The 22,197-nt window shown below is 70.8% G+C and carries 21 protein-coding genes; 6 read left to right on the top strand and 15 right to left on the bottom strand.

The annotated features are described in order from the left end of the window. Nucleotides 1–50: 50 nt before the first annotated feature. Nucleotides 51–758: a phosphatase PAP2 family protein gene (locus DEI98_RS13355; protein ID WP_181438044.1), complete on the bottom strand. Its 708-nt coding sequence runs from the start codon at nt 756–758 to the stop codon at nt 51–53. A gap of 98 nt (nt 759–856) precedes the next feature. On the opposite strand from DEI98_RS13355, the gene poxB reads away from it, so the two are divergent. Continuing rightward, complete coding sequence (gene poxB / locus DEI98_RS13360; RefSeq protein WP_111039725.1) at nt 857–2,581, top strand: ubiquinone-dependent pyruvate dehydrogenase; 1,725 nt, start codon at nt 857–859, stop codon at nt 2,579–2,581. A gap of 66 nt (nt 2,582–2,647) precedes the next feature. On the opposite strand, the gene DEI98_RS13365 is transcribed toward poxB, so the two are convergent. Next, nucleotides 2,648–3,331: an SDR family NAD(P)-dependent oxidoreductase gene (locus DEI98_RS13365; RefSeq protein WP_111101008.1), complete on the bottom strand. Its 684-nt coding sequence runs from the start codon at nt 3,329–3,331 to the stop codon at nt 2,648–2,650. Between the two features lie 101 nt (nt 3,332–3,432). Here DEI98_RS13365 and DEI98_RS13370 point away from each other — a divergent pair, with 101 nt between their 5' ends. The 3 genes from DEI98_RS13370 (at nt 3,433) to DEI98_RS13380 (ending at nt 5,836) form a co-directional block, all read left to right on the top strand. Further along, on the top strand, nt 3,433–4,275 hold the full coding sequence (locus tag DEI98_RS13370) for a helix-turn-helix transcriptional regulator (RefSeq protein ID WP_111101009.1): 843 nt from the start codon (nt 3,433–3,435) through the stop codon (nt 4,273–4,275). Between the two features lie 242 nt (nt 4,276–4,517). Then, nucleotides 4,518–5,315 (top strand): Sua5/YciO/YrdC/YwlC family protein, encoded by a 798-nt coding sequence (locus DEI98_RS13375; RefSeq protein ID WP_220037078.1) that lies wholly within the window; start codon nt 4,518–4,520, stop codon nt 5,313–5,315. Nucleotides 5,316–5,335: 20 nt separating this feature from the next. Next, on the top strand, nt 5,336–5,836 hold the full coding sequence (locus DEI98_RS13380; RefSeq protein WP_258370867.1) for a hypothetical protein: 501 nt from the start codon (nt 5,336–5,338) through the stop codon (nt 5,834–5,836). 44 nt (nt 5,837–5,880) lie between these two features. On the opposite strand, the gene DEI98_RS13385 is transcribed toward DEI98_RS13380, so the two are convergent. The 6 genes from DEI98_RS13385 to DEI98_RS13410 form a co-directional block, all read right to left on the bottom strand. Then, nucleotides 5,881–6,300, bottom strand: a complete 420-nt coding sequence (locus DEI98_RS13385; protein WP_111101010.1) for a Rid family hydrolase — start codon at nt 6,298–6,300, stop codon at nt 5,881–5,883. A 42-nt stretch (nt 6,301–6,342) separates the two neighbouring features. Further along, the gene (locus DEI98_RS13390) at nt 6,343–7,023 is read right to left on the bottom strand and encodes a hypothetical protein (RefSeq protein ID WP_110863504.1); all 681 of its coding nucleotides are present in this window, start codon (nt 7,021–7,023) and stop codon (nt 6,343–6,345) included. Continuing rightward, on the bottom strand, nt 7,020–7,214 hold the full coding sequence (locus DEI98_RS13395; RefSeq protein ID WP_071404793.1) for a hypothetical protein: 195 nt from the start codon (nt 7,212–7,214) through the stop codon (nt 7,020–7,022). Before DEI98_RS13395 ends, DEI98_RS13390 begins: the two co-directional genes overlap by 4 nt. 207 nt (nt 7,215–7,421) lie before the next feature. Further along, a complete protein-coding gene (locus DEI98_RS13400) occupies nt 7,422–7,721 on the bottom strand; it encodes a Dabb family protein (RefSeq protein ID WP_181438045.1) in 300 nt (99 codons plus the stop codon). A 57-nt stretch (nt 7,722–7,778) separates the two neighbouring features. After that, the gene (locus DEI98_RS13405; RefSeq protein ID WP_110858568.1) at nt 7,779–8,666 is read right to left on the bottom strand and encodes an SDR family oxidoreductase; all 888 of its coding nucleotides are present in this window, start codon (nt 8,664–8,666) and stop codon (nt 7,779–7,781) included. A gap of 144 nt (nt 8,667–8,810) precedes the next feature. Then, the gene (locus DEI98_RS13410) at nt 8,811–9,542 is read right to left on the bottom strand and encodes a trypsin-like serine protease (RefSeq protein ID WP_111101012.1); all 732 of its coding nucleotides are present in this window, start codon (nt 9,540–9,542) and stop codon (nt 8,811–8,813) included. 188 nt (nt 9,543–9,730) lie between these two features. Here DEI98_RS13410 and DEI98_RS13415 point away from each other — a divergent pair, with 188 nt between their 5' ends. Then, nucleotides 9,731–10,444, top strand: coding sequence for a GAF and ANTAR domain-containing protein (locus DEI98_RS13415; protein WP_111101013.1), 714 nt, complete (start codon nt 9,731–9,733; stop codon nt 10,442–10,444). Here the strand turns inward: DEI98_RS13415 and DEI98_RS13420 are convergent. Together DEI98_RS13420 and DEI98_RS13425 are read right to left on the bottom strand one after the other, a co-directional pair. Further along, on the bottom strand, nt 10,441–11,445 hold the full coding sequence (locus DEI98_RS13420) for a diacylglycerol kinase family protein (RefSeq protein ID WP_111101014.1): 1,005 nt from the start codon (nt 11,443–11,445) through the stop codon (nt 10,441–10,443). The two genes, DEI98_RS13415 and DEI98_RS13420, sit on opposite strands and share 4 nt — an antisense overlap. A 10-nt stretch (nt 11,446–11,455) precedes the next feature. Next, nucleotides 11,456–12,607 carry an acyl-CoA desaturase gene (locus DEI98_RS13425; protein WP_111101015.1) on the bottom strand — a complete coding sequence of 384 codons (1,152 nt, stop codon included), beginning with the start codon at nt 12,605–12,607 and terminating at the stop codon, nt 11,456–11,458. Nucleotides 12,608–12,771: 164 nt separating this feature from the next. Between DEI98_RS13425 and DEI98_RS13430 the strand changes: the two genes are divergently transcribed. Further along, a complete protein-coding gene (locus tag DEI98_RS13430; protein ID WP_111101016.1) occupies nt 12,772–13,509 on the top strand; it encodes a GAF and ANTAR domain-containing protein in 738 nt (245 codons plus the stop codon). Between the two features lie 33 nt (nt 13,510–13,542). Here the strand turns inward: DEI98_RS13430 and DEI98_RS13435 are convergent, their stop codons facing one another. The 5 genes from DEI98_RS13435 to DEI98_RS13455 all read right to left on the bottom strand — a co-directional run bounded on the left by DEI98_RS13435 (nt 13,543) and on the right by DEI98_RS13455 (nt 22,118). After that, nucleotides 13,543–16,344, bottom strand: a complete 2,802-nt coding sequence (locus DEI98_RS13435; RefSeq protein ID WP_111101017.1) for a hypothetical protein — start codon at nt 16,342–16,344, stop codon at nt 13,543–13,545. A gap of 123 nt (nt 16,345–16,467) precedes the next feature. Continuing rightward, entirely contained in the window at nt 16,468–16,869 is a 402-nt protein-coding gene (locus tag DEI98_RS13440) for an HIT family protein (protein ID WP_111101018.1), read from the bottom strand. Nucleotides 16,870–16,969: 100 nt separating this feature from the next. Then, nucleotides 16,970–18,184 carry an ice-binding family protein gene (locus DEI98_RS13445; RefSeq protein WP_239001383.1) on the bottom strand — a complete coding sequence of 405 codons (1,215 nt, stop codon included), beginning with the start codon at nt 18,182–18,184 and terminating at the stop codon, nt 16,970–16,972. A 376-nt stretch (nt 18,185–18,560) separates the two neighbouring features. Beyond that, nucleotides 18,561–20,693, bottom strand: coding sequence for an Ig-like domain repeat protein (locus tag DEI98_RS13450; protein WP_111101019.1), 2,133 nt, complete (start codon nt 20,691–20,693; stop codon nt 18,561–18,563). 138 nt (nt 20,694–20,831) lie between these two features. After that, nucleotides 20,832–22,118: a HupE/UreJ family protein gene (locus DEI98_RS13455; protein ID WP_181438046.1), complete on the bottom strand. Its 1,287-nt coding sequence runs from the start codon at nt 22,116–22,118 to the stop codon at nt 20,832–20,834. Nucleotides 22,119–22,197: the final 79 nt, after the last annotated feature.

The following is a 22,197-nucleotide window of genomic DNA, read 5'->3' on the forward strand; positions in this document are numbered from 1 at the left end:
GGTGTGGGTCGACTGGCTCATGCCGCGGGTGCCGTTCCTGCGGCCCGGCGTCAGCCCCGCCCGGGCCGCAGGAACGGCACCCGCGGCATGAGCCAGTCGACCCACACCACCCGCACCCCCGGCGCCACGGCGAGCGCCCACAGGATCGAGGCAGCGGCGTCGGTCGGGTAGTGGACCGCGTCGATCGACACCGCGAAGAACACGATCACGATGGCCACGACCCCGAGCGTCAGGGCAAGCCGGTGCCACCGGGTCTCGCGGAGCAGCCAGATCAGCGCGATGACGAACGCCGTGATGTAGACCGTGTGCCCGCTCGGGTACCCGGGGTCGGGCTGCACGGGGAACGGGTGCGGCAGCACGGCGACGTCGGGCCGGGCGCGGTGCACGATCTCCTTCACGATCGCGGACGGCACCCACGTGATCGCGATGGTGCCGCCGAACGCCAGGGCCGGGCGCAGGTCTCGCGTGCGCCACCAGATCACGGCGACGACGACGACCGTGATCCCGATCGCCGGTGCCGGACTGATCACGTGGTAGACCGCCGTGCTGAACGCCCCGATGAACCCGGTGTGCAGCGTATTGAGGGCCTTGGACAGCCCCAGGTCCACGGTGCCGAGGGTGAACCCGACGATGGTGATGACCACGACCGCGATGACGGCGATCGCCACCGAGACGAGCGGGTACGGCGAGCGCTCGAGGATCCCGTACGCGGCGGGCTCCCGTCGGCGGGGACGGAGGAGCGGCGCGTCGTCGGTCATCCCGCCATCGTCGCAGCACGACCCCGGCATCCCAGGGCGAGTGAGCCTCACAAAACTCCGAAAGCGTTCAGCGCAGCGGTCGCGAGTAGACAGGGCACATGCCAACCGTTGCCGAGAACATCGTCGCCACCCTCCGCGCCAACGACATCCACCGGGTCTACGGCCTGCCCGGGGACTCCCTGAACGGCTTCACCGACGCCCTGCGCAAGGACGGCACGATGCGGTGGGAGCACGTCCGTCACGAGGAGGCGGCCGCGTTCGCCGCCTCTGCCGAGGCCGCCCTGACCGGTGACCTGACCGTCTGCGCCGGCAGCTGCGGGCCCGGCAACCTGCACCTGATCAACGGCCTGTACGACGCGAACCGTTCGCGGGTGCCGGTGCTGGCGATCGCCGCGCACATCCCCACGGCGGAGATCGGCTCCGGCTACTTCCAGGAGACGCACCCGCAGGAGCTGTTCCGCGAGTGCTCCGTCTACGTCGAGTACGTCGCCGACCCCGTCCAGATGCCCCGCCTGCTCGAGATCGCGATGCGCGAGGCGATCGAGAAGCGCGGCGTCGCCGTGCTCGTGATCCCGGGCGACGTGCTGCTCGCCGAGGCGAAGGACGACCGCACCACCCGCATCGAGCGGGCCACCCCGCGCATCGTGCCGAGCGAGGCCGAGCTGCAGCGCACCGCCGACCTGCTGAACGGCGCCGACCGGATCACGATCCTGGCCGGAGCCGGCGTCGCGGACGCCCACGACGAGGTCGTCGCCCTGGCCGAGCGGCTGCAGGCCCCGATCGTGCACGCGCTGCGCGGCAAGGAGTACATCGAGTACGACAACCCGTACGACGTCGGCATGACGGGACTGCTCGGCTTCGCTTCCGGGTACCGCGCGATGGAGGACGCCGACGTCGTGCTCATGCTCGGCACGGACTTCCCGTACCAGCAGTTCTTCCCCGCCAAGGCGAAGCACGTGCAGGTCGACATCCGCGGCTCGCAGCTCGGTCGGCGGCACCCCGTCGACATCGGGCTGGTCGGCACCGTCAAGGACACCGCACTCGCACTCATCCCGCTGCTGACCGGCTCGCACCCGACGAAGCACCTCGAGGACTCGCTCAAGCACTACCGGAAGACCCGCGAGAAGCTCGACGACCTGGCGGTCCCCGCCGGGAAGAAGAAGCCCCTGCACCCGCAGTACGTCGCCCGGGTGCTCGACCGGCTCGCCGCGGAGGACGCCGTCTTCATCCCCGACGTCGGCTCCCCCGTCGTCTGGGCCTCGCGCTACCTCACCATGAACGGCAAGCGCCGACTGATCGGCTCGTTCGTGCACGGCACGATGGCGAACGCCGTCCCGCAGGCGATCGGCGCGCAGACGGCGTTCCCGGACCGGCAGGTGATCGCCCTGGCCGGTGACGGCGGGCTGACGATGCTCCTCGGTGAGCTCATCACGATCGTGCAGAACAAGCTGCCGGTGAAGATCGTCGTGTTCGACAACTCGTCGCTCAACTTCGTCGAGCTCGAGATGAAGGCCGCCGGCTTCGTGAACTACGGCACCGAGCTGCAGAACCCGGACTTCGCCGCCGTCGCCGAGGCGATCGGCATCAAGGGGTTCCACGTCGACGTGTCCGACGACTTCGAGGACGCGATGGCCGCCGCGCTCGCGCACGACGGCCCCGCGCTCGTGTCGGTCCGCGCGAACCGCCAGGAACTCTCCATGCCCCCGGCGGTCACGCTCGAGCAGGCGAAGGGCTTCACGCTCTACGCCATCCGCACGGTGCTGTCGGGTCGCGGCGACGAGCTGCTGGACCTCGCGTCCACCAACGCGCGCCAGCTGCTGTAGACGCGAGCGGACGACGGCCTGGAGGCCCGTGGCGGCGCCGCCACGGGCCTCCAGGCCGTCACGACGTCACCACCCGAGCGTCTGGCCGTCCTCCAGGAACACGCCGGTGGGGCCCTCCGGGCCCGCGCTCGCGGCGGCCGCGATCGTCGCCGCGCTGACCTCGACGGGGCGACCGTGCGGGTTCGGCATGCCACCGAACTCGGTGGCCGTGTAGCCGGGCTCGATCGCGACGAAGTGCACCTCGGGCACGACGCGTGCGTACTGCACGGTCAGCATCGAGACGGCGGCCTTGGACGCGCCGTAGACCACGGCCGGCACGGTGAACGCCGGCTTCGACGGGTCGTGGGTGGCGGTGAAGGAGCCGAGCGCACTCGAGAGGTTCACCACGATCGGGTTCGCGGAGCGACGCAGGAGCGGCAGCGCGGCCTCGGTCGCGCGGATCGTGCCGACGGCGTTCGTGTCGAAGACGGCGAGCGCCTCGGGCCCGCTCTGCCCCCAGACGGCGATGCCGGCGTTGTTGACCAGCACGTCGAGTCCGCCGTTCGCGTCGACGTGGGCGAAGGTCGCGGCGACCGAGTCGTCGTCGCGGACGTCGAGCTGGACGGAGCGGGCGCCGATCTCGGCGGCGACCGCGGCGCCCTGGTCGGCGTCGCGGGCGCCGATCCAGACGGTGTGGCCCGCCTCGACGAGCTGGCGGGCGGTTTCCTTGCCGAGGCCGCGGGTGGCCCCGGTGATGAGTGTCGTTGTCATGGGTCCAGCGTCACGCTCGGCGACGACCGTAGGGAGTCGCCCCGTTGTCGTAGGACCGGCAGGGCCAGGACCCGGTCGACCGTCGCGCGCAGACTGGGGACATGGCGGACACGGACTTCGGGCACACCCTGCGGCGACTGCGCGACCACGTCTCCCCCGAGGCGGCGGGCGTGGTCGTCGGGGCCCGTCGGCGCGCGACCGGTCTGCGCCGTGAGGAGCTGGCCGGGCTCGCGGGGATCTCCGCCGACTACCTGACCCGGCTCGAGCAGGGGCGGGCGACCTCGCCGTCCGCCCAGGTGGTCGAGGCGCTCGCGCGAGCGCTGCGGGTCGCCGATGCCGACCGCGAGCTGCTCTACCGGCTCGCCGGGCACGCGGTCCCCGGCGCCGACGTGGTGCCGTCGAGGATCCCACCGAGCGTGCAGCGACTGCTCGACCGCCTGGCGGAAACCCCGGTCGCGGTGCTCGACGCCGCGGGGAACCTGCTCGTCGCCAACGCCCCGTACGACGCCCTGATGGGGCCGATCGGGGCGCTGCGCGGGAACGACCGGAACACCGCGTGGCGGCACCTGGTGGGGTCCGGCAGCCGCGCCGTGCACACGCCCGAGGAGCAGGCGGCGTTCGAGGCGAACCTGGTGGCGGGGCTCCGGATGACCGCGGCCCGCTACCCGCTCGACCGCCAGCTGCAGCAGCTCGTGCGGGACCTTCGGGCGGCGAGCCCGCGGTTCGTCGAGCTGTGGGACTCCGGCGCGACCGCGCTCGGCGAGACCGCCCGCCGGAAGGTGATCGACCACCCGGACGTCGGGCTGATCACGCTCGACTGCGACACCCTGGTCGTCGGGCCGGAGGACCTGCGGATCCTGGCGTACACGGCCGAGCCCGGATCGGTGGACGCGGAGCGGCTGGCCCTGGCGATCGTGGTGGGGACGCAGTCGTTGGTGGAGTGACGCGAGGGACGGGCGATTTCTGTGTGCCTCGCACAACCAAAGTGACCTCGAACCGCGCGACCACGTGGCGCGGGGGCGCTTTGGTTGTGCGCGGCTCAGCCTCGGTCGTTCGCTGCGAGACCGCCTGAACCCTTCGGAGAAGGCCCACAGGTCACGTCCACGGCCCTTGTCCGGCTCCATCGGCGTCCATAGGCTCCCGCTGTCAGACGATCGTCTGGCAATCGAGCGGAACGAGGACGGGCATGAACGACGACACGCAGGTCAGCATGAACCGGGTGCACTGGACCGGCGGCGTGCCCCGCAGCGCGGTGGACGCGCTGCTCCACGACGGCGGTCTCGCGGTGGTCCCCACCAAGGTCGGCTACATCCTGATGACCTCGGACCGCGCGGGTCTGGAGCGGAAGTTCGACGCGAAGGAACGCAACCGCAACAAGCCGGGCGTCGTGCTCGTGAGCTCGCTCGAGATGCTCCGGAGCATCGCGCAGCTCACCCCCGAGATCGACGCCCTGTACCAGCGGTGCTGGGACGAGGACATCCTGCTCGGGTGCATCCTGCCCTGGAGTGACGAGGGCCGAGCGGCGTTGCCGGCGGACGGCTCCGACGAACTCATGATGGACACCCGCGGGACGTCCTGCTTCGTCATCAAGTTCGGCGCCCCCGGTGAGCTCGCCGCCCGCGAACTCTGGACCGAGCACGGCAAGTTCGCCTTCGCGAGCTCGGCCAACCCGTCGGGCACCGGCAACCGTGGCGTGGTCGACGGCATCGGCGAGCGCATCGCCGAGCGCGCCGACGTGATCGTCGAGGCGGACGACTACGTCGCGTCCATCCAGCCGGAGCAGAGTGCCGAGACCCGCTACGAGCAGGGCGTCATGGTGTCGATGGTCGACAGCACGGGGACCCTGATCCCGCTGCAGGACGGACGCCGATCGGTCGTCCCCGCACCGACGCTGATCCGCAAGGGGCTCGACGTCGACCGGATCATGGGGCTGCTCGCGGACACGTTCACGAGCTGGGACTACCGGCAGGGTGAGTACTACTGAGCCCGCACGAGAGGACTTCCGTGGGCCGGAGCCGCTTGTCGCGTGAGGACGCCGCGAGCCGCATCACCGCGTTCGTGTACGGCAACATCGTGATCCTCGGCACGATCGCACCGATGGTCCCGGACACCGCCGAGAGCGGTCGGGGGCTCTGGTACGTCCTCGCCACCGCGTTCTCGACCTTCCTCGCACACACCTTCGCCGAGTCGGTCGGGCGACGTGCGCGGAGCGACCACCGCCTCACCGGGGAGACCGTCCGCGCCGAGTTCCGAGACTCGCTGCCGGTCCTCACCTCCGGTTTCCTGCCGGCTGCTGTCCTTGCCTACGCCTGGCTGACCGGCGCATCCGGGCTCGCGGCCGAGGTCATCGCGATCGCGTACCTCGTGGTCCGGCTCGCCCTCCTCGGGCCCGTCGTGGCCAGGCTCCGCGGCGAGAACCCGTCCCCACGCACGTTCGTGGCCGGCCTCGTCCTCGCGCTCGTCGGTGTCGGCATCGCCCTGGTCAAAGCGGGTCCCGGCTTCTGAAGCGAGCGTGCGCGGGAGCGCGGGAACCTCGACGCCTCGCGCCGTCACGTGGCCTGGCCGTCGGCGACGGCCGCGACGGCTTCGATCTCGACCAGCTGGTCGTCGTAGCCGAGCACCGTGACCCCGAGCAGGGTGCTCGGCACGTCGTGCGCGCCGAAGGCATCGCGCACCACCTGCCATGCGGTGACGAGGTCGGCCTGCCGCGAGGACGCCACGAGCACCCGGGTGCTCACGACGTCCTCGATGGACGCACCTGCGGCACGCAGCGCCTCCTGCATCGTCTCGATGCACCGGGCAGCCTGGCCCGCGTAGTCGCCGACCGCGACGGTCGACCCGTCCGGGGCCAGCGGGCAGGCCCCGGCGAGGAACACGAGCCGCGTCCCGGCCGGCACGGTGGACGCGTACGCGTACTGCGCCGCATCGCTCAGGACGTCGGACCGGATGAGACGGACAGCGCTGGCCATACCGGTCATCCTGCCAGCAGCGACGTTCGACCCTCGGTGGCGTCAGGCGCAGTACTCGTACGGCAACATCGCGACCGACCCCACCCAGATCGCCCCCACGGTGGTGCCGTCCGTCCCCAGCTGGAACGTCATGTAGCGCCCGTCGGCCTGCACGCTCCACATCGAGTACGGCCCCTGGTCCTCACCGTAGGTGCCGGTGTACTGCAGGTCCGGGTACGCGGAGCGCACCTCGGTCAGGGGCGCTCCGATGCCGATCCCGGCGTCGGTCTCGGGCGAGTTCGTCGTCACCGGGTCCGACCCCACCCCACCGATGGTCACCCCGGCGACCTTCCCGTCGCGGGGGATGACGATGAGCCCGGGGGCGTCGGATCGCTCCCAGAACGTCGTCTCCGGGCTGGCCGGGCACGCATCCGTACTCCGGGTGTAGGCGGCTGCCAGGTCGTCGATCTCGCCCTGCACCGGACCACCGAGGGCGATCGGTCCGACCTCCTCGGTCGAGATGGTCCACGTCGCGGGGTCCGACAGGCTGAAGGCCGTGTCCGTCTCGGTCGGGGTCGGAGTTGGGGTCGCAGTGTCGGGGTCAGCCGGCGCCTCCGGGGTCGCAGTCGCAGTCGCAGTCACGGTCCGGGTCGGCGTCGCAGCCGGTGAGCCGGAACAGGCGGTCAGCGCCATCGCTGCGATGAGCCCGAGGGTCACCCCGGCGGTCCGGGCGGTGCCGTTCACGCGGCCCCCGCCGCACTGCGCCGCTGCCGGTCAGGCGGGAGCTGGGGGCCGGGTTGCTGCACGGTCCTCCAGCTGCCGATCCGCGGGTCGAGCCGGACGGCGTCACCGCACTCGTCGCAGTGCGCCGCTCCCGCCTCGCCGAGCAGGATCTTCGCGCCGTCGTGGACGAACGGGTTCGGGTTGCCGGGCATCGTCTGTTTCCCTCCGTCGGCGGATGTCGAAGGGTCCCCGCCCGCAGGCGGGGACCCGACCGGCGCGCGCTCCGGAGAGCCGCAGCGCCGGCCGATGACCCCCGCGCCGTTGCGATGGCCGATCCACCGTACGTCGAGCCTCCACGAGGAACGGAACCCCTCGTCCGCCATCGCAACCAGAGCGTTACACAGCTTCCGACGCAGCGATCAGTCGGCGTCCTCGACGTCGAACACGACGACCCGCGCACTCGCCGCACCGATGAACTCGGCCACCGGCCGGTGCTCCGGGTGCGGCAGGTACCCGGCGAGCGCGGCACGATCGCGGAACCGGACGACGAGCATCCAGTGGAACCCGCCCTCCAGCCCCTCGGTGCTCACGCTCGTGCCGGCCTGCACCGACTCGACCCCCTCGACCCGTGGCAGGTGGTCGCGCGACAAGGCCGTGGCCTCGGACGACCGGTCCTCCCCGTCCCACTCGACCAGCACGGTGTGCGTCACTCCGGACACGTGGTCCCCTTCCTCGAACGCAAGAACGCGAAAACGCCAAAAGCCCAGAACGGCAGATCAGAACGCCGGCGTCCCGCCCGCGATCGTGATCGTCGACCCGGACTGGTAGCTCGACTCCGGGCTGACCAGGTGCACGTAGGCGGCACCGAGCTCGGCGGGCTGACCGGGACGGCCGAACGGCGAGCTCTCACCGAAGTGCGACACCGTCTCGGCGTCGTCGGAACCCGGCTGCAGCGGCGTCCACACCGGCCCCGGCGCGACGGAGTTCACACGGATGCCCTTCGGCGCGAGCTGCTGCGCGACGGCCTCGGTGAAGAGCTTGATCGCGCCCTTCGACACGGCGTAGTCGATCTTGTCCGGCGAGGGCGTCGACGCCTGGATCGAACCGGTCGTCACGATGGTCGAACCGGGCTCGAGGTGCGGCACCGCAGCCTTGGTCAACCAGAACAGCGAGTAGATGTTGGTCTTGAAGGTGGAGTCGAACATCGACGTGTCGAGCGTGAGGATGTCCTCGTTGCTCTCCATGCGCCCCGCGACCATGACCAGGGTGTCGAGGCCGCCGAACTCGTCGACGCCCTTCTGCACCAGGTCCGTGCAGTACTGCTCGTCGGAGATGTCGCCGGGGAACAGCACGGCCCGACGACCCTCGGACTCGAGCAGGTCGCGGACCTGTTCCGCGTCCTCCTGCTCGTCCGGCAGGTACGAGAGCACCAGGTCCGCGCCTTCGCGCGACAGGGCGATGGCGGCGGCACGGCCGATGCCGGAATCAGCACCGGTGACGATGCCGCGGTACCCCTTCAGCCGTCCGAGCCCGACGTAGCTCTCCTCGCCGTGGTCGGGCTTCGGGTCCATCTTCCACGCGGCGCCCGGCAGCGACTGCTCCTGCTTCGGGTACGGCGGTGCCGGGTAGAGGGTGTTCGGATCGCGCTTCTCGTACTGGCTCATGGCCCCACTGTCGTCGCGGCGCCCGCACGGGCGCTCAGCTGGTGGGTGACGGACGCCGAACAGGCGAGCAACGCCCTGGAGACGGGTTGGACGGACTGGAGGCGCGGTGCCAGCTGACACCGCGCCTCCAGTCCGTCAGGTGGTTCAGACGCCGGCCGTGGTCCGGATCCAGGACGAGGCCTGCGACAGCAGGGCGTAGTTCGAGCCAGCCTTGGTGTTCGCGCCCGGGTCGGCGCTGTCGCCGGTGGAGCAGACGGCGACGACCTTGCCGTTGACGAGCAGCGGGCCGCCCGAGTCGCCGTGGTTCGAGGCACCGGTCACGCCGGTGAGGTGCTGGGCACGACCGCTGAAGGCGTCGGTGCTCGCGCCGGTGAGCGAGACGGTGGCCTGGTACAGGCCGTCGGACTGGGTCGCGTTCGCACGCAGGCCGTAGCCCTGGATGGTGCCGGTGCCGCTCGACTTGGCCGTCGCGGTGAGGTCGAGGGGTGCGTAGGTGGACAGCGAGTAGGCGGTCCGCAGGTGCACGAGCGCGATGTCACCCGCCGGCGAGGCGCTGACGCGGTCGACGGCGACGGCCGTGCCGCGGTTGACGGTGGAGTTCGAGTGGTACACGTTCATCGCGCCGATGCCGTCGATGCAGTGCCGGGCGGTGAGGATCCACGAGGCGTTGAGCTGCTCGCCGGTGCAGTTGCTGACGTAGCCTGCGGGGATGCTCCCGCCCGAGGCTTCGAGCTGCACCGCCCACGAGGTGGTGGGGGCCTTCTCGCCGCCGACGACCTTCGTGCTGACGGGCAGCGCGGACGCGGGCGAAGCGGCGAACACGCCGGCGGTGATGACGGCGACCGCGGCGAACGCGGCGGCGATGGACTTCTTCATGACGACTCCTCTGTCGGTGAAGCACCTGCCAGTTGCGTTGTGCAACTGATGGGTCATCCTGACCCCCTGTCCGGGGGTCGCACCAGTCCGCACTTCGACGGACGCGGCTGCTTGCGGACCCGAACGCCGTGATCCGGTACGCGAACTGGCTGAGCCGTGCGCCATCGGTCTGGTCGTAGCGTCGAAGCATGACGACCAGTGACGCGATCAACCTGCCGGATCGGTTGGTGCCGGCTCTGGACACCGACCTCGAGGTGCTCGACGCCATGGACCGTGTGATCGCGGCGTGCGTGGAGGGGACCTCGGCGACGGAGGCGGGGGTCGTGCTCGCGGACCGGTCCGGTGCGCTGCAGGTCGTCGCCTCGACGAGCGAGCGCAGCAGCGAGGCCGAGGAAGCGCAGCTCGGCACGAACGAGGGCTCGTGTCTCGACTGCTACCGGACCGGCGAGACGATCGACGTGCCCGACGTGTCGACGCACGAGTCGGAGTGGCCGGAGTTCTCAGCGACGATGCGTGAACGCGGGCTGCACGGCACGTTCGCCGAGCCGATCCGTCTGCGGGACCGGACCATCGGCTCCCTGTGCGTCTTCGCCGACCACACGCGCGGGCACAGCGACCAGGACGTCGTGCTGATGCAGCTGCTCGCCGACGCGGCTTCGGCTGCCCTGGTCCGACAGCGCGACCGCGGGGTGTCGACCACGATCGAGGAACAGGTCGAGGACGCGCTCGAGGCCCGGGAACTCCTCGAACAGGCCAAGGGTGCCCTCGCGTACCGACGGGGCATCCGGATGGACGAGGCGTTCCAGATCTTGCGACGTGCTGCTGCCGGTGCGGGCCGCGGGATCCGGGCCATGGCGGAGGACGTCGTGCACCGGGGCGCCGACCTCGGCAGCACCGGCTAGGCCCGTCGGGTCCGCGGCCCGTCCGGCTCCGTCCGCAGCACCAAGCCGTGGTGGTCGGTGGTGAGCGTCACCGCGACCACCTCACCGAACGCGTCGCCGTCGAGCTGCACACGCTCCGGGGTGTCGACGGTCAGCCGCAGCGTCCGTGCCCGGGTGTACCGGAGCGCGCGTGAGGTCGGCAACACGCGAGCGAGGAGTCGCCCGAACCGGGTGCGCGCGAAGAAGCGGTTGAGCGTCAGGGCGTACCCGACCTTGGTCCAGCCGAACCACCCGGCCGGCCGGAACGCCACGGCGTCGAGGATGCCGTCGTCCGGTCGGGCCGCGGGGAGCAGCAGGATGCCGGCAGTCAGGGTGCCGCAGTTCCCGACGATGATCGTGTGCGCGCTCATGCTGCGGAGCGGGCCGTCGTCGATCCCGTAGTGCACCGGGATCTGCCGGTTGCCGATCACGGACCGGGCGATGGGATCCGAGTAGGCGACCCACCCGAACCGCTTCTTCACCCACGCGTTCGTGTCCGCGGCCATGCTCGCATCGAGCCCGATGCCGGTCATCACCAGGAACGCGTGCGACGTCGTGACGCCTGCCGGGTCGGTCAGGTCGGCCAATCCGACGTCGATCGGGCGGTCCGTCCCGCTGAAGCCCGCTCGGACCGAGCGCACCAGGTCGCCGAGGGGCAGACCGAGGTTCCGCGCGAACAGGTTGCCGGTGCCGCTGGGGACGAGCGCCACCGGGGTCCCGGTGCCACGGAGCTCCGCGGCGACGACCCGGAGCGTGCCGTCACCCCCGGCGGCGAGGACGACGCTCGGGTGGGCGTTGCGTGCGGCCCGGGCAGCCGCCCGCCCGTCGTCGTCAGCGCTCGTCTCGAACCAGAGCGACTCGGCCCATCCATGTGCGCGCTCCTCGTTGCGGAGCACGGCCCGGAGCCGGGCTGGGTCGATCTTGGTCGGGTTCACGACCACCGCCGCTCGGAGCTGCTGCGGTTCGTTCGGGAGGTTCGGCACGGGGCGGCGGTCAGTGGATCCGGAGTTCGGTGACCATCGGGCAGACGAAGGGGTCGCGGGCGGCGAGGCCGACGCGGTTGAGGTACCGGACGACGATGCCGTAGGAACGCAGCAGCGTGGTCTCGGTGTAGGGCACGTCGAGGGTGTCGCAGTGGTCACGGACGAGCAGGCGGGCCTGCTTCAGCGCCGGACGCGGCATCGAGGGGAACAGGTGGTGCTCGACCTGGTAGTTCAGCCCACCCATCAGGAACGACACCCACCAGCCGCCACGGATGTTGCGCGAGGTGCGCACCTGGCGGGAGAAGAAGTCGACCTTCGCGTCGTGCGCGATGGTCGGCATGCCCTTGTGGTTCGGGGCGAACGAGGCCCCCATCATCACGCCGAACACGGCCAGCTGCACCCCGAGGAACGCACACGCCATCCCGAACGGCAGGAACCAGAACACCACCGTCAGGTAGATCGCGAACCGCGCCACGAGCAGGATGCCCTCGAGGACCCGACCCCGGGTGTCGCTCCGGCCGCCGGTGCCCCGGAGCACCGACATGACGGCAGCCCGGTGCAGGTTGATCCCCTCGAGCGTGAGCAACGGGAAGAACAACCAGCCCTGGTACTGCACGAACACCCGGAGTGGCCTGTTCGTCACGGCGGCGGCGTCCTCCGGCAGGAACCGGATCGCGTCCGGCGCGATGTCCGGGTCCTTGCCGACGGTGTTCGGGTTGCCGTGGTGACGGGTGTGCTTGTTCATCCACCACGAGTAGCTGAGTCCCACCAGGAACGTGCCGAGCCAGCGGCCAGCGCGGTCGTTCCACTTCTGGGAGGCGAACACCTGACGGTGCGCGGCCTCGTGCGACAGGAACGCGAACTGCGTGAACAGCACACCCAGGGCACCGGCCACGATCAGCTGGAACCACGAGTCACCCAGGAACGCGAACGCGACCCAGCACGCGGCCGTCGCCACGACGAGCGCGGAGAACAGCGCCCAGTAGAACCCCCGACGGCGCTCGAGCAGCCCGGCTTCCTTCACCTGCGCCAGCAGCGCGGAGTACGACGAGGTGCCGCCGGTCCGCGGTCCGGCCGGGGAGCCGGTCTTCCGGTAGCCGCCGGTGAGGGGTTTCGAGCTGGTCTCCCGCTGCGGGCTGGTACCGGCGTGCTGCGTCGTCATGGATTCCCTGTGGTCGTCGGAATGGAGGAACGTTCCGGCTGCCGGGGTCTGGGGCTGCTGCTCCAACGCTAGAGCCGCCGCACTCCCGGGTGCAAGCCACAGGTCCGCGTGTCCGCTGCTCGACTACGGTTGTCCCGCCTGCTCGACGGAAGGACCGTTCCCACATGACCGAGGTACGCGAAGCACGACTGGTCGAGACGTTCGTGACCCTCACCGACAGCCTGGTGGCGGACTACGACGTGGTCGACGTCCTGCAGACGCTGGTCGACCGGGCCGTCGAGCTCTTCGACGCCGCCGCGGGCGCGATCCACCTGCTCGACCAGCAGGACGAGCTGCGCGTCGTCGCGTCGACGAGCGAGCGCAGCAGCTTCATCGGTCTGCTCCAGCTCAACGCCGGCGAGGGGCCCTGCATCACCGCCGTGACCACCGGCCGGCTGGTGACCTCGGAGAACGCCCACGACCTGCGGCAGAACTGGCCTCGCTTCGCCGAGGCCTCGCAGGCGCGCGGGTACGCGGGCGTCCACGCCATCCCGCTCCGGTTGCGGGACACCACCGTCGGGTCGCTGAACCTGTTCCGCGAGACAGAGGGAGCGCTGAACGGCGCCGATGCCCGAGCCGCGCAGGCCCTCGCCGACGTCGCGACCATCAGCCTGTTGCAGCAACGGACCCTCGAGCACGCGACGCTCACAGCGGAGCAGCTCCAGCGTGCGCTCGACAGCCGGGTCGCCATCGAACAGGCGAAGGGGTACCTCGCGCGTGCGGCCGGGGTCGACGTCGAGCAGGCGTTCGGCATGATCCGCCGCTACGCCCGCGCCCACCAGCGCTCGGTGAGCCAGGTCGCCACCGCCGTGGCGCGCGACGACGTCCCGCTCGCCGACCTGATCGGGGCCGGAGCGTCCTGAGGGTTCGCTCGGGACGCTCCGGACCGCGCACGACTACTTCGTCGTCGTGAAGGTGCCCCGGGCCCGCTGGTCCGAGCCGTAGCCACGGGCATGCACGACGTGCGCGCCCGGCGCCAGCGCCGCCACGGCCTTCGTGATCTTCAGGCGGACCTTGCCGTCGGCGTTGGCAGTCGTGCGGGTGGCCCGACCACCGTCGATGCTGACGGTGACCGACTCGCCGGCACGGAACCCCGTCGCCGAGATCGCGACCTTGGCACCCTTCCGGCTGCTCGTCGGCGTCACGGCGATGGCCGTGCTGGTCGCCTGCGCCTCGGCGCACGCGTCACGCGGGGTCCCGACCGCCGGAGCGGACGCGGTCGGCCGTCCGTTCACGCTGCGCACGCCGTCGTCCTCGCGGATGCGCATCGTGCCGACCGAGTCACCGATCACCGAACCGCCCTGGGTGTTGCTGAGGGTCATCGCGTAGTCCGATGTCCGCGAGAACGACGGCGTGCGGTCCCCGTTCACCGAGACCGCGACCGTGCGGCAGACCTCACCGGGCTGGAACGTGACGGGCTGCACCGCCGGGCGGATGCGCCCGTCGTACGCCTGGTCGAGGTCGAAGTACACGGTGGTGGCCTGCTCGGCCGGTCGGGAGAGCACGACCGCTGCCCGCACCACCGTGCGCGTGCGGCCCTCGTCGACGAACCGGTCCGCGATGCGTGCGGCGGGACGTTTCGTGACCACCGGGGTGCCGAGGGTTGCAGCGGGCACGAGCGACAGGTCGCTCAGCAGGACCCCACTGTTCTTCTGCGGGACGTCGATGGTCACCTCGCGCACCGACGTCAGGTCGATGCCGGTGAACGCGTCGAGGGGGATGCGCGCCTGCTGCAGGATCGTCTTGCGCGGGGCCATCCGGGTACCGGGGAGCAGCTGTCCGGCACGGCTGGTGTCGGACAGGCGTCGAGTCGCCACGGCACCGGTCGCGTCGCGGAGGGTGATCGAGACGTTCGCGTTCGTCGTCGCGGTGTCGTCCGGGGTGAGGCGGAGCGACAGCGCCTGGAACCCCGTGAAGTCACCGGCCGCCGGAGCCACCGGGACGTGCACCTGGCCGCCGGTCGCCGCCTTGGTGGGCGAGACGTGCAGGGCGGGGGTGGCCGGCACCGAGGACGCCAGGTACGCCGGGGTGTAGTCCGGCGCGTTGGACGAGATCGAGACGCACGCCGGCAGGATCTGCTTCGCGGGCAGGTTGTCGGTGCTCGCGCAGGTCTTCGTCGTCAGGGCGCCGGTCGTGGTGATCGCCGGGTTCGCGGTGTCGAACAGGGCGAGGTCGCGCCGGCTCGCGCCGGGCTGGGAAGCGCTCACCCGGATGTCGGCCGTGCCCAGGGCGGCGGGCTGGCGGTTGGTGCCGTCGAACATCGGCAGGAACTGCTGCTCACCGTCGAGCGTCAGGCGGAAGAAGCCGCTGATCAGGCTCGTGCCGACGGCGTACTGCTGGTCGGACGAGAGCCGCGTGGTGCGCTTCGCCTTCGCCCCGCAGACCGCGTCGGACTCGTCGTACCAGTCGTCCGACGACGCCTTCGCGTACTTGCCCGGCGTCCACGTCGTGTTGAAGAAGTTGTGGTTCGCACCCATCACCAGGACCGAGGAGCGCAGCACGTCGTCCCCGAAGGCGGTGCGGGAGTCGTCGTAGAAGTGCTGGCCCTGCAGGTCGGACACGTCCCCGTCGCAGTACGGCAGGACGACCGCCGTGTTGGTGTCCGGCAGGGTCATGCGGCCGAAGTCGGTCGGTGCCAGGGGCAGGACGGCACGGATGCCGAAGGGGTTCGTGCGCTGCGTGTTGAGCAGGGCCGCGCGGACCACGCCGTCACCGCCGCGCGAGTGGCCCATGAGGCCGACGTCCTGCAGGTCGAGCTTGCCGGTGAGCAGCGGCGAGAGCCGGGGTTCCTGTCCGGCGTCGGCCTGCTGCAGCAGGCTGAGGTGGTCGAGGACGAGCTGCCCGCGGGCCACCGCTCCGCCGTCGTCCGAGTAGCTGCCGTCGAGGGCGTTGATCGCGTTCGCGGAGATCGACACGACGACGTTGCCGTGGCTCGCCAGCGCGGTCGCCGCCGCGTTGTAGCCGAGGTAGCTCGGGATGTCGGTCTGTCCCTTCCCGCACGGCCACGCCTTCGGGTTGGAGGTGCCGCCGTAGCAGGCCTCGTGGCGGCCGTGCAGGAACACCACGACCGGACGCTTGCCCGGGGCGTCCTTCGGCACGAAGACCGCAGCACGCATCTCGCCCTTGCGACCGAAGCCCTTGATCGTCTCGGCTTCGTTGCCGAGGTCGTAGTCGGCCCGGGTGACCGCGTACTGGCCCGCGGCCGCCGGGTCGTCGGTCAGGGGTGCCGGCGCTTCGCTCGGCGCGACCGTCTGCGGTGCGGTGGCGGCCTGCCGGTTGCCCTGCAGGTCGGTCTCACCCGACCAGCCGAGCTCGACGCTGCGAGCGTCCGCGACCGCTGGATCGGTCGTGGTGACCGTCAGCTGCCGCTGGTCGAGGCTGGTCTGCGCGACGCCGATGTCGGTGCCGTCCACGAGCAGGACGGGGGCCGCCGCACGGATCGGCAGGGGATCGGCGAGGGTCAGGACGACCGTGTACCCGCCGTCGGTCGGCGTCACCGTCCAGTCGTCCCCCTGCGCGACGGGCGTGCCCGGCGTCGTGATCGTGGTCGTCCCCGTCGCGGCGGTGGACCCGTCGCCCGGCGCGGCCGTGGCCGGCACCGCCGCGATCGTGCCGGAGACGGCGAGCGCCCCGGCGATGAGTGTCGAACACGCGATCTGCAGCGCGATGGTGGAACGGCGTCTCGGCGAACGGTTCACGTCGGATCTCCCCTGGTGCGACGGGCATGCGCCACCGCACGCTCCGTCGCCAACAGTAGGGAGCGCGCTGCTCGCCCCGGATCGTCCTGGAGGATGAGGTGGCGGCTCAGTCCCTGAGGGTCCTCACGGGTGCGACGGCCGAGTGCCGGGCGAGTAGTACCCCCGGCCCGGGACCGTGTGCCGGATGCCGCCGGCCGGGTCCGGTACGTCGCCGCCGTACCGCGGGATCACGTGCAGGTGGGCGTGGAACACGGTCTGTCCGGCTGCCGCGCCGTCGTTGAACCCGACGTTGTACCCGTCGGGTCGGTACCGGTCGTCGAGCACCAGCTTGAGTGCGCGGACGAGCCGCGTCATCGCGGCGACTTCGTCCGCGGTGGCGTCGAACCACGACACCACGTGGCGCTTCGGGACGACCAGGCTGTGCCCGGGCGAGACCGGGTTCACGTCCAGCAGCGCGACGACCAGGTCGTCCTCGACGAGCCGGGAGGCCCGTGGCACGTCGTCGAAGACACAGTCGGTCGGCATGCCCCCATGCAATCGGGCACGTGGACCGACCGCAAGGCCGGTGACGGCACGCAGACGGCCCCGCGACCAGGGTCGCGGGGCCGTCGATCGTGCGGGTCGATCAGATGCGGCCGACGGTGCGGCGACGACGACGCAGCAGGACCATGAGCGTTGCACCCGCGGCGAGCAGTGCGGCGGCGATGCTCAGCGGGACGGTCGGGTCCGAGCCGGTGAACGCGAGCTCACCGGTGGGCTGGTCGGTTCCGCCGCCACCGCCGCCGCCGGCGCCTGCGGGGCCGCTCGGGGTGGCGGTGGGCACCACTGCGGGTGCCGTCGGGGTGGGCGTCGCGGTGGGCACCGGAGCCGGGGCGCGGACCGTGATGGTGACCGTCTGGGTGTCGTCCGGGCTGGTGCCGTTCGAGGCGGTGATCGTCACGGTCGAGGTGCCCGGGGTGGTCGGGGTACCGGAGATGACGCCGGTGGTGCTGTCGATCGTCAGGCCGTCGGGCAGGCCCGTGGCGGTGAAGGTCGGGTTCGGGGTGCCGGTCGCGGTGACGGTGGACGAGTAGGGCACGTCCACGGTGCCGTCGGACGGGGTGCCCGAGGTGATGGTGGGCGACTCGGACGGCGTGCCCGGTGCGGGGCAGCCGTTGGAAGCCGTGATCGTGTTCGTGTCGAGGGTGACGGCGCCGGTGCGGGCCAGCAGTCGGCCCTGCACGGTCGCGCCGGTGGTGGCGGTCACGGACTGCTGCGCCAGGACGGTGCCCTGGAACTGGGCGCCGGTGCCGACGGTGGCGGAGCTGCCGACCTGCCAGAACACGTTGCACGAGCTGGCGCCGCCGGTGATCACGATCTGGCTGGCGGACCCGATGGTCAGGGTCGACGCGGCCTGGAACACCCAGACGGAGTTCGCGCTGCCGGCGAGGGTCAGCGCACCGTTGTTGGCCAGGGCGAGGGCGCCGCCGGAGTACACGCCGGGTGAGAGCGAGAGTCCGTTCAGCTCGGTCAGACCGGTCTGGGTCGGGGAGAGCGACGCGGCGACGTTGTACGCGGTGGTGGTGTCGCGCTGGGCCTGTGCGGCCGCGGCGTCGGTCTGGTGCGTGGTGCCGTTGACGACGCCGTTCGGTGCGCCGCCGAAGCCGGTGATGGACGTGCCCGGCGACAACCCGAGGTCGCCGTTGATCACGGAGGGGCCGGTGTTCGTGACCGCGCTCGCGCCGAGCACACCGTAGGTCGATGCGGTGCCGAGGTTGACCGGACCGTCGATGACCGTCGCGGCGGATGCTCCGCCACCGGTCCCGAGGGTGACCAGCGCGGCGACGGCAGCCGCCGACACGACCAGGAGGGAACTGCGTCTGAGATGGCGAGCCTGCACGGTCCGACCGCTTCCTGCAAGGAGAGGCGGGGTGACGTCGGCGACGAGCGCGCATTCTCGGTGGCTCGAAGTATGCGCTTCTCCACAGTGATTACCTAGGAATGTCTGAACATTCGCCCAAAGCCTGGCAGTTGGCCTGGCTGCCTAGGCGATCCCGGCCTGTGAGCGCATGCTCACCACAGGTTGACCGGCCGCTCTCACCAGCGGACGGGTAGGGAGTTCGGGTCTCCCGTCAGCCGGTGCGGCGCCGGTCCCGGGTAGGACCGGTCGCCCACCCCCGGACACACGGCGAAGGGCCCCGCGATCGGGATCGCGGGGCCCTTGCTGGTGCCGGGTGCTACTTGATGACGACCTTGATGGTCGGGCTGGTGCTCGTGCTGAGCTCCGAGGTCCCGGCGAAGACGGCGTGCAGGTTGTGCGTGCCCTTCTTCAGCGGGAGCTTCGACGTGACCACGCCGTTCTCCACCGTGACGGTGGCGAGGCGCTTCGAGCCCTGGTAGATCCGGGCGGTGCCGTCGACGCTGAAGCCGGTGGCCTTCACCTGGACGGTCGCCTTGCCGCCGCTGTACTTGATGGCGGTGCGGGACGGGGCCTTCTCGACGGTGACCGTCATGGCCTTCGCCGTCTTCGAGTTCGTTCCCGAGTACACCGGGTCCGCGTTGACGAACGAGGCCGTGACCGCGTGCTTGCCGATGGCGAGCGTCTTCGGCAGCGTCATGCTCGCCGCGCCGTCCTTGACCGGGGCCGTGCCGAGGACCTTGCTGCCGTCCTTGAACGTCACGGTGCCCTGCTGGGTACCGATGCCACCGGCGATGGTCGCGGTGACCGTGGCCGGCTTGGCGGTGCCGTAGGTCTGCTCGGCGGCCGACGCGGTGAGCGTGGTGGTCGTCGTCGGCAGCGTGGAGTGCAGGTTGAACTTGTCGACCGTCGAACCGATCGCAGCCGGGTCGGCCGTGGCCGTCGGCTGGAGGGTCACACCGCAGCTGTCCACCTTGCCGTGCTGCACCGCCGAGTTGAGCGTGGTGCAGTCGCTGGCGCGGATGTTCTCGACGGCGAGCTTGTCGTCGGTGACCGAGACCTTCACGAAGGTGCGGACGTGCTCCTGGTTCTCGACCGAGTTGGCGAAGTGACGCTCACCCTTGGGGTCGAGCGGGTCCGCGCCGTAGCCCTGGGTGGCGTCCGGGGTGGTGAGGTCGTAGTACTTCGAGCCGGAGGCCGAGTTCGCCGTCATGTAGATGACGCCGCCGGGGCCGGAGAAGACCTCGGGAGCAGCGGGCTGCTCGTTGACGTTGGCCTTCTTGCCGTTCTTGATCGCGTAGCTGCGCGAGTAGGAGTGGTCGTGGCCCTGCAGGACGAGGTCGACACCCATGTCCGAGAACGAACGCGTGAAGTCGAACCGGCGCTGCTGGTTGTCACGGTCGTTCGCGTGGTCGGCCGGCGAGTAGATCGAGTGGTGGTAGACCAGCGTCGTCCACTTCGCGTCGTCGCCGTAGCGGTTGATGACGTCGCGCACGTAGTTCACGTGGGCAGCGTCCGAACCGGCCGCGTAGGCGTTCGAGTTGATGTCGATGAACAGGACGCCCTTGTACATGTACCAGTAGTCGCCACCCGAGTTCGCGGTGGTGTTGCCGCCCGGGTAGAAGTCCGGCACCTTGAGGGAGTTCGGCACCTGGTTGTGCTGCTCGTAGGCCTTGCCGCCCACGTCGTGGTTGCCGATGGTCGAGGCCCACGGGTAACGCTTCAGCACGTCGCTGCTGTCCGCGAACGCGCCCCACTCGTACTCGTTGTTGGCGTGCTCGACCTGGTCGCCACCGGAGACCAGGAGCTCGGCGTCCGGCTCGGTCGACGTGGCGTACTTGAGCGTGTCCGCCCAGCCGGCGCCGTCGTCGTCGGTGAAGCCGGACGAACCGATCTGCGGGTCACCGAAGAACAGGAAGTCGAAGTCGCCGGAGAAGCTCTTCGTGGTGAAGGTGTACGACGCGGACCAGGCCGAGCCGTCCGCCGCACCGACGTGGTACGTGTACGAGGTGTTCGGCTCGAGGGCCGAGATCGTCGCGTGCGCGTTGATGTAGCCCGACTCGGCGGCGATGCCCGGGATGCTCTTGGTGTTCGAGTCGGTCGCGCTCGAGTCGGCTGCGGTGTTCGCGGCCTCCGAGGCGGCGACCGTCTGCTTGGCGTCCGTGAAGACGCCGTCCGTCATGGACGCGGTCTTCTGGATCTCGAGCGACTGCGCGACGTTCGTGGGGAAGTACCACGAGGCGATGCGCTGGCTCTCGGTCGCGCCGACGCCGAGCAGGATGTGGATCGGGCCACCGGTCGAGATGTTGGTGGTGGGGGTGTTCGTCGCAGCGGTGGCGGCGTTCGTGCCGACCATCGAGGCACCGGCGATCAGCGCGGCCCCGAGGACGGCTCCGCAGACGCGGAGGGTGGTGGTTCTGCGCCGGGTAGTGGCGCCGGACAGGAGACTCATGTTGGTCCGTTTCTCAGACGTGGGATGGTGCAGCACGGAAGACTCTGCATGCACTGCAAAACGTCTTGGTAAACGCTGAGTGACAGTTCGTCGCTGTTCAGGAACGAACGCGACGTGCCGGCAGTTCCGTGGCGAGCGTCAGCCCGCCGCGAGCCGCTCGACGAACCAGATCATCCCCATCACGAACACGCCGGCGGTCACGGCGCCCGTCACCCAGAGCGACACCCGGTGCGCCTTCCGCCGCAGCAGGGAGAGCGGCGGGAAGACGATGACGATGATCGCGAGCTGCACGGCCTCGATGCCGACGTTGAAGATGAGGAGCGAGACCAGCAGCTGCCACGAGAACGCCTCGTGGATGCCGAGGGCCCCGGCGAACCCGAGCCCGTGGATGAGCCCGAAGGCGAAGACGACGGCCAGGCGGGTCCACCCGGCGCGGTCGAGCGAGAAGTGTCCGTGCTCGCCGACCACCAGTTCGTCGGCCCGCGATCGACGACGCCAGAGCCGCCACAGGTACCAGCCGGCGACCGCGGCGATCGACAGGGCGATGAGCGGCTCGACGACGATCGCGGGCGGGCTGACCACACCGAGGGCGGCGAGGATGAACGTGATCGAGTGGGCGATCGTGAACGCGGACGCCGTGTAGACGACCTCGCGCAGGCGACGCGACCCGGCGATGAGCGCCACGAGGAACAGGATGTGGTCGATCCCGGTGAGCAGGTGCTCGGCGCCGAGGCGGAAGAACTCCCAGAAGCGCTCACCCGCCGACTGCTCGGTCGAGAACGTGCGCTGCGAGGCGTCGAGGGTGGCCGAACCCGTCCGGTCGTCGACGTCGTAGGTGACGATCGTCTTGGTGTCGCGCACGAAGGTCTCGTCGTCGGGGAAGAGCTCCGACGACACCACGTGCCCGGACTGCGTCTCCGACGGTTCCGGACAGGCGAAGTCCGCGGTCACGTGGGCGTACGGCACCTCGTCCTGCAGGTCGACGGTGACCGTGTCGTCGAGCGTGCCGGTGCAGGCCTGCCCACCGGCTCCGGTCACCCGGAACCGGTCGAACACGTACTTCCCGATCGCGTCGGTGTGGGCTTCGGCAGCCGAGACCATGCCGGGGAAGTCCCCGTCGTCCCAGGCCTGCTGCCCCTGCTCGTGCAGCGCGTCGTCGTGCTCGCTCGTGGCCACCGAGACGAGCATCAGGTCGTACTCGAGCCCGAGCTTCGCCTGCACGACGGTCGGCTTCGTGGACGTGACGTCGGCGTAGACCACCGAGCTGAAGCCGTGCGCCGACGCCGGTGCCGCGCCCGCGAGCACGCCGATCACGACCACCCCGAGCAGCACGAGCGCGGCGACGACCCGTCCGACGAGCGCGAACAGGGGGAGGGAGCGGGCAGGGCGGGCGCGCAGGAGCGCGGCGGTGGTTCCGGAGGGCACGCGCAGACGATCCGGCCCGCAGACGACCGGCAGGTGAACAACCGGTGACCAGCAACGGGACGGCGGTCGGACAGGTCCC

The sequence above is a fragment of the Curtobacterium sp. MCLR17_034 genome (genome assembly GCF_003234485.1).
Classification (GTDB): Bacteria; Actinomycetota; Actinomycetes; order Actinomycetales; family Microbacteriaceae; genus Curtobacterium; species Curtobacterium flaccumfaciens.

Coding starts and splice junctions, on each gene's coding strand:
- DEI98_RS13450 (WP_111101019.1), bottom strand. CDS start 20,693: ATGAGTCTCCTGTCCGGCGCCACTACCCGGCGCAGAACCACCACCCTC.
- DEI98_RS13370 (WP_111101009.1), top strand. CDS start 3,433: ATGGCGGACACGGACTTCGGGCACACCCTGCGGCGACTGCGCGACCAC.
- DEI98_RS13375 (WP_220037078.1), top strand. CDS start 4,518: ATGAACGACGACACGCAGGTCAGCATGAACCGGGTGCACTGGACCGGC.
- DEI98_RS13415 (WP_111101013.1), top strand. CDS start 9,731: ATGACGACCAGTGACGCGATCAACCTGCCGGATCGGTTGGTGCCGGCT.
- DEI98_RS13365 (WP_111101008.1), bottom strand. CDS start 3,331: ATGACAACGACACTCATCACCGGGGCCACCCGCGGCCTCGGCAAGGAA.
- DEI98_RS13430 (WP_111101016.1), top strand. CDS start 12,772: ATGACCGAGGTACGCGAAGCACGACTGGTCGAGACGTTCGTGACCCTC.
- DEI98_RS13355 (WP_181438044.1), bottom strand. CDS start 758: ATGACCGACGACGCGCCGCTCCTCCGTCCCCGCCGACGGGAGCCCGCC.
- DEI98_RS13405 (WP_110858568.1), bottom strand. CDS start 8,666: ATGAGCCAGTACGAGAAGCGCGATCCGAACACCCTCTACCCGGCACCG.
- DEI98_RS13440 (WP_111101018.1), bottom strand. CDS start 16,869: ATGCCGACCGACTGTGTCTTCGACGACGTGCCACGGGCCTCCCGGCTC.
- poxB (WP_111039725.1), top strand. CDS start 857: ATGCCAACCGTTGCCGAGAACATCGTCGCCACCCTCCGCGCCAACGAC.
- DEI98_RS13395 (WP_071404793.1), bottom strand. CDS start 7,214: ATGCCCGGCAACCCGAACCCGTTCGTCCACGACGGCGCGAAGATCCTG.
- DEI98_RS13425 (WP_111101015.1), bottom strand. CDS start 12,607: ATGACGACGCAGCACGCCGGTACCAGCCCGCAGCGGGAGACCAGCTCG.
- DEI98_RS13410 (WP_111101012.1), bottom strand. CDS start 9,542: ATGAAGAAGTCCATCGCCGCCGCGTTCGCCGCGGTCGCCGTCATCACC.
- DEI98_RS13385 (WP_111101010.1), bottom strand. CDS start 6,300: ATGGCCAGCGCTGTCCGTCTCATCCGGTCCGACGTCCTGAGCGATGCG.